This is a genomic window from bacterium, assembly GCA_022616075.1.
Lineage (GTDB): Bacteria > Acidobacteriota > HRBIN11 > JAKEFK01 > JAKEFK01 > JAKEFK01.
Genome location: JAKEFK010000005.1, coordinates 38,936 through 45,239, shown reverse-complemented (window position 1 = coordinate 45,239; position 6,304 = coordinate 38,936). Strand labels below are relative to the sequence as shown.

5 protein-coding genes are annotated in these 6,304 nt (G+C 53.0%); 2 read left to right on the top strand and 3 right to left on the bottom strand.

Annotated features, from left to right (window positions below; genetic code table 11):
* Positions 1 to 182: 182 nt before the first annotated feature.
* From L0156_00455 to L0156_00445, 3 genes are read right to left on the bottom strand one after another with little or no spacing between them, the layout of a single operon-like run.
* Positions 183 to 1,010 (bottom strand): DMT family transporter, encoded by an 828-nt coding sequence (locus L0156_00455; protein ID MCI0601462.1) that lies wholly within the window; start codon positions 1,008 to 1,010, stop codon positions 183 to 185.
* A gap of 5 nt (positions 1,011 to 1,015) precedes the next feature.
* Positions 1,016 to 2,458, bottom strand: coding sequence for an Nramp family divalent metal transporter (locus L0156_00450; protein ID MCI0601461.1), 1,443 nt, complete (start codon positions 2,456 to 2,458; stop codon positions 1,016 to 1,018).
* Positions 2,459 to 2,475: 17 nt separating this feature from the next.
* Positions 2,476 to 2,739, bottom strand: coding sequence for an arsenate reductase (locus L0156_00445; GenBank protein MCI0601460.1), 264 nt, complete (start codon positions 2,737 to 2,739; stop codon positions 2,476 to 2,478).
* Between the two features lie 164 nt (positions 2,740 to 2,903).
* Between L0156_00445 and L0156_00440 the strand changes: the two genes are divergently transcribed.
* Positions 2,904 to 5,003: a protein kinase gene (locus L0156_00440; protein ID MCI0601459.1), complete on the top strand. Its 2,100-nt coding sequence runs from the start codon at positions 2,904 to 2,906 to the stop codon at positions 5,001 to 5,003.
* 99 nt (positions 5,004 to 5,102) lie between these two features.
* Positions 5,103 to 6,155: a DNA polymerase IV gene (dinB, locus tag L0156_00435; protein ID MCI0601458.1), complete on the top strand. Its 1,053-nt coding sequence runs from the start codon at positions 5,103 to 5,105 to the stop codon at positions 6,153 to 6,155.
* The last annotated feature ends 149 nt before the right edge of the window (positions 6,156 to 6,304 follow it).

Here is a 6,304-nt window from a genome sequence, read left to right as displayed (position 1 = left end):
CGACTCGGAAGTAGTTGCGAAGCTGCAAGGAAACTAGCGCCTTCGCGTTTTTGCGCCATCTCATACATCACAGCTCTCTCTCAATCTCTAATTTTTCAATTTCAATCTGAAATCAGTAATCTGCGATCTTAAATTGTGCTCGGAAAACAGAGATCTGACATACAGCAAGCAAAGACCAGCCTCTACCAGACGATCAGCACGATTGCGGTCAGCGCGAGCACCACTCCGAGTTTTTGCAGCAACGAAATTTGTTCGCGCAAAATCAGGCGGGACAGAATCACTGTCGAGGCTGGATAAAGTGAGGATAAGATCGTGGCAACGTCCAGGCGTCCGAACGTGCTGGATAAAAGGAAGAAAACGGTGCCGGCGGCGTCCAGTATTCCGGTCAACACAACAAGTGGAACCGCGGGAAGCGTTGGAAGCATGGTGCGGTTCCGAACCAAACAGATCACAAGCATGATTGGAATCGGGAAACTGCGCGCAATTGCAAGCGGAAGAAACGTGGAGTGCGGGCCGCTTGCCTGATCCATTAAAACAAAAAATCCGCCAAAACCGAGACCAGCCAGCAAGCCAAACGGAAGCGCATTTTGCGTTTTCGCTTCATGACTGGATTGGCTCGCAAGCACAATTGCTGCGAGCGCCAACGCAAATCCGGCAAGCTTCAACTCTCCAGGTAAACCCTGCATGTGAGCGGTGAACAAGGCCGGAATCGCGGCGCCTATCACTGCGGACACAGGCGCAACGATACTCGCACGTCCTATCGCAAGACCACGATACAGACAGCCCAGTCCGATTGTGCCGCTGAGACCGGCAGCAACGCTGTATGCGACCGCCGGGGAAGCGGGAAATGTTTCGTTCACTAAAAACGCTGATGCGACAAGTAAACAAAAACCTGTGAACTCAGCAACAATCAATACGGTGAGCAAAGGAGCGCGGCGCGAAGCAAGACCACCACAAAAATCGCCGGCGCCCCATACAATTGCGGACATCAATCCCAGCAGATAGGCCATTTTCGTTAATAGTAAGCAACCGCACGAACAATTAAATATAGATACAGAACAAAGCCTGCGAACAGCAAAAAGATTGTGACCGCGTGGGGGCGCACATGCCGTAGAATTCCGTGACGGTACAGGACGATAGATCCTACGAGTGTGGTCCCCATCGAAACGATCATGGATACAAAGGAGAGCATTGCGGATCCTGTTGCGAAGGCAAATGGATTCCAACCTTCCACAAGATATTGAGCGCCGATCAAAACGAACGAAATCAACAGGTAGATCACCCACCACCAGAAGTAAATCCGCTTTACATCCGGTTGAACGCTCTTCCTCCTGCGCGAAAAGAACGTCGATGTGACATCGGCGTTCTGCCGGATCAAAGCTTCGGCCACTGTGATCTGTGTGTTGAAGAACAGCAGCCATGCCATGATCAGGAACAGCACATATCCGGCACGACCAAGCGGCACCGAAAAGAATTGCGCCTGATGTTTGACAATATCAAAACCGGAGGGGACGAGTCCCTGTGGACGCAAAATGGAATCCGAAAGGCCGACAAATATGAAGATCGTTAAAGCGCTGCCGCCGAAATAAGCGATCCATAAAATGAGATGAGAACGTTTGATCCAAACTTTCAGCCGGGCGATGTTGGTCTGGTTCAGTTCCGCAACAAAACCGCCTGTTTCCGGTTTGGTCGACTGTCCAAACCAGCCAGGTAAAGGTGGCACGTAACCGGCCATACCCCAACCTGCATCGCGCATCCAGTAGGTGTACCAGGTTAAGGTGGGACCTGCACCGGCCCATGCCAATGTAGAGCCGAGCACCCACCAATCCATCTGTTCAGGAATGTCCCATACAAGCACGTGGTGCAGCATACGTTCCACAGTCGAACTCTGAATCCCAAGAAACGCTGCAACGATCAGAATCAACCATGCTGCAACGGTGCTCCATAATGCAATGCGTTCCACAAGACTCCTGGCGACTCTGGAAAAGAAAGCCAAAACAAATACGAACAGGAATGTTACGTAAGACCAGAAAACGGTACCGGTCCTCAAATCGGCCGGCCATCCGACCAATTCACGTAGAGCCGAAGCAGCGGAGGTTGCCCACGTTGGAATCGCAAATGCCAGAAACATGAACAAGCTGATGCTGATGATGCTGCCTGTGAAAGTCACGATCCGCGCGCCGGCTTGCGCGGCATGTTCTGCCGCAACCACAGTCCAGCGGGCCAGTTCCTGGGCCCAGATTGTTTGGAAAAATAAAGTCAACAGCATCAAACCGAACCATCCCGGTCCAAAACGCGCCGTTAAGTTTGGATACAGAATTACTTCGCTGGCGCCTAACCCCAGAGCAAGGGCCATCATCACCGGCCCAATCCACACCATGAATCTTTTGAATGCCAGCGGTGGAGGAACTTCAGACTTGATTTCAATATTCTTTAAGCTCGTGACGGGGCCATTCATATGGTGAAGGTGAGCTTTTAAAGGATTTCGCGAATCTTTTCGGTTGGACGCCCGATCACCGCGCGGTTTCCACGTTCAATAATCGGACGCTGCATCAGATCGGGATGTTTGATCATCACGTCGATCAATTCCTCATCGACCATATTCTTTTTCCGTTCGGCCAATTTCAACTCGCGGTAAATCGGTTCCCCTTCCCGAAGAAGATTTGCTGCCGGCATTCTCAGCTTCTTCAGCAGTTCTTTCAGCTTTGTGCGGGTTAACGGCTCCAGATAGTAATTCACACGGTTGAACTCGATCTTTTCTCCTGCCAGGAGAGAGTTTGCCTCGCGGCATTTGCTTCAAGTCGGCTTCAAATAAACTGTCAGCACATCATTTTTCTTCATGCACGCATTATAAACTTGTTTCATTAGTTGTAAGACGCAGATAGAGCGATTAATATAATCCGGTGATCGGTCGCACAATTGCGCATTATCGGATTACCGGTGCAATCGGCGCTGGGGGAATGGGGAAGGTTTACCGCGCAACAGACGCAAAACTAAATCGGGACGTGGCGCTGAAGATGCTGCCAATGGAAATGGGCTCGAATCCGGAGCGTCTTGAGCGATTTCAAAGAGAGGCGAAGGCGTTAGCTGCGCTTGATCATCCAGGAATTGTGACCGTTTACTCAGTCGAAGAGTTCGATGGCGTTCACTTCCTGACCATGCAGCTTGTAGAGGGGGAATCGCTGGACAGGTTGATCCCGACCGGAGGTTTGCCCGTTGAACGCATTTTTGAAATCGGCATCTCGCTCGCTGATGCTCTTGCTGCTGCTCACGAAAAAGGGATTGTCCATCGAGACTTCAAGCCGGCCAACATCATGGTCAGCGAGAGCGGCCGGGTGAAGGTTTTGGATTTTGGTCTGGCTAAAGTGGCGGATTCTGCGCAAGTAGTGCCGGCCGGATCGGATCTCGCAACCGAGATGCATACGCGCGAAGGGGTCGTAATGGGCACCGCGCCTTACATGTCGCCGGAGCAAATCGATGGACGAGATGTCGATGCGCGCACCGATATATTCTCGCTTGGTGTGGTACTCCACGAAATGGCAACAGGGAACCGGCCCTTCCACGGAACGACCGCCCCAGCACTGCTTTCTGCTATACTTCGCGATCCTCCACCGGATTTGGCTAACCTGCGATCAGACCTTCCAGAAGTCCTGATTCAATTGATCGGCCGTTGCCTGGAAAAGAAGCGCGAGCAGCGGATACAAACTGCAAAAGAGATTCGCCAGGAACTGGAAGCGTTGCGCCGCAAGTTTGACTCCGGCGTTGTTGCCCGGCAATCCGCCGAAAACAGTATCCCCGGTTTTGGTGGCCGGCCTGCAATCGCTGTACTTCCTTTCGACAATCTTTCGCGCGATCCGGAGCAAGAATATTTTGCTGATGGTCTTGCCGAAGACCTGATTACACGACTCTCTCTGTGGCGATCTTTTCCCGTCATTGCGCGCAATTCCAGTTTCGTCTATAAGGGAAAGGCCGTCGATGTAAAACAGGTGGCTTCCGATCTCGGTGTGCGTTACGTTGTGGAAGGGAGCGTTCGCAAGGCCGGCAATCGTGTGCGAATTGCGGCGCAGTTGATTGATGCAACTTCAGGAGAACATGTGTGGGCGAAGACGTACGATCGCGAGCTGACTGACGTTTTCGCCGTGCAAGATGAAATCAGTGAGGCGATTGCTGCGCCACTCGCGAGTGATCTGCAGCGCGCCGAACATGCTCGCGCCCAGCGCCGGGACCCGGATAACCTCGAAGCATGGAGTTTGTATCAACGAGCCCTGCCACTCCTTCACCGTTTTACCCGAACGGACAGCGATCAGGCGCGCGCACTGCTCCAACGCGCCGTTGTTCTGGATCCACAGTTCTCCACTGCACTGGCGAGACTTGCTGAATTGGGAGTGTGGGAAGTAGTAAATTCCTGGACCGACACTCCGGATCGGACGTTAGAAGTAGCACTGGCACAGGCACGCAAGGCTGTAACTCTGGATCCCAGGGATGCAGAAGCGCATACATTTCTGTCCTTTGCCCTGATTACAGCTGGAGATTCGGCAGGAGCGCTGGAGGAAGCGCGCCGCGCAGTGGATCTGAATCCGAGTTTTCCGCTCGCTCTTGCATTTCTGGCTTACCTGACCCACATGATCGGACAACCATCCGAACAAAGCATCGAACTCGTACAGCGGGCGATGCGTTTGAGCCCGCGTGATCCGATCGAATGGATATTCTATGATGCGCTCGGTGGCGCGTATTGGAACGCAGGACGCTATGAAGAAGGACTTTCTGTGAGCAGGCGGCTCATTGCACTTCTCCCAAACTATTATTTCGGATATATATGGGGTGCTCTCAATGCCGTTGGTCTGGCGAGAATCGAAGAGGCCCGGGAAATGATCCGGCAGGCGCAGCAGGTTCAACACGCACTGTCTCTCTCGCTCGTACATAGAAGCCTCGGTGCGATGTCACAGGATGTAGATCGTCGCATGACTGCCGCCTTGCGCGAAGCAGGCATAGCAGAGTCATAAGCGCGCGTAATCGATCAGACTCCCGGTCCGTACAATATGTGTGTATTAGTGAAACCTATGGCGAGTTCTGGGCAGGTGCGAAAGATAATTCACGTGGACATGGACATGTTCTACGCAGCGGTGGAGTTGCTGGATCGCCCGGAATTGCGCGAACGGCCCGTGGTGGTGGGTGGTTCTCCCAAATCACGTTCCGTGGTCACCACCGCCAACTACGTGGCTCGAAAGTACGGTATTCACTCCGCGATGTCCTGCGCCGAAGCGTATCGCCGGTGTCCCGAATGCGTCTTTATAAAACCGGACTTCAACAAGTATCAAAAGTATTCGCAGATCATCCGCTCCATCTTTTTCAAATACACCGAGCTCGTCGAACCGCTTTCCATGGATGAAGCGTACCTGGACGTCACAGTCAACAAGATCGGGGAACCGAGCGCCACGCGGATCGCCGCCGCGATCAAGAAGGAGATCTTCGAACAAACCGGCCTTACCGCCTCCGCGGGAGTTGCGCCCAACATGTTCGTTGCCAAGATCGCGTCTGACTACAAGAAGCCTGATGGCCTTACGGTGGTTCCACCGGAAAAAGTCCTGGACTTCATCCGGCCCCTTCCGGTTCGCCGAATTCCCGGCATTGGCCCGAAGTCGGACGCACATATGGCAAAGCTCGGCATCCGCTCTGTGGCCGACCTTGCCGCTAAGACATGCGAATGGCTTGAGGAGCACTTCGGCTCCTTCGGGCAGTATCTGTGGGAGATCGCACAGGGCATTGATGAACGCGAGGTCACTCCTTCATGGGAACGGAAGTCGTTGGGGGCTGAAGAGACGTTCGAGCATGACCTGCTGGACGTCCGGCAAATCGAGGATTATCTGAAAGATTGCGCCCGGAGCGTTTTCGATCAGTTAACGAAAGAGGGAAAAAGGGCACGCACGGTGACGCTCAAGATCAAGTATCACGACTTCCGCTCCATCACCCGCCGCCGGACGCTGGACGACTTCATCGCAACGGCAGACGAAATATTTTCGGTGGCTCGCGATCTTTTGTCACGCACCGACGCCGGGAGTGTCAAGGTCCGCCTGGCAGGCATCTCACTGTCCACATTCAGGGAAAAAGAGAAGCCGGTCAGTGAGACGCAATTGCCCTTTCCTAATCTTGGCTAATGTTCAACTGCCCGATATTCGGATGATATAGTTACAGATGCGTGAACTTCACACGGTTACTTGACGTCTAGTAAGTCGGGCATACGAATGGCTCAACGATGAATATTTTTGGCGATACATCCAAGGACTCCGAAAATAATCCTACTAAA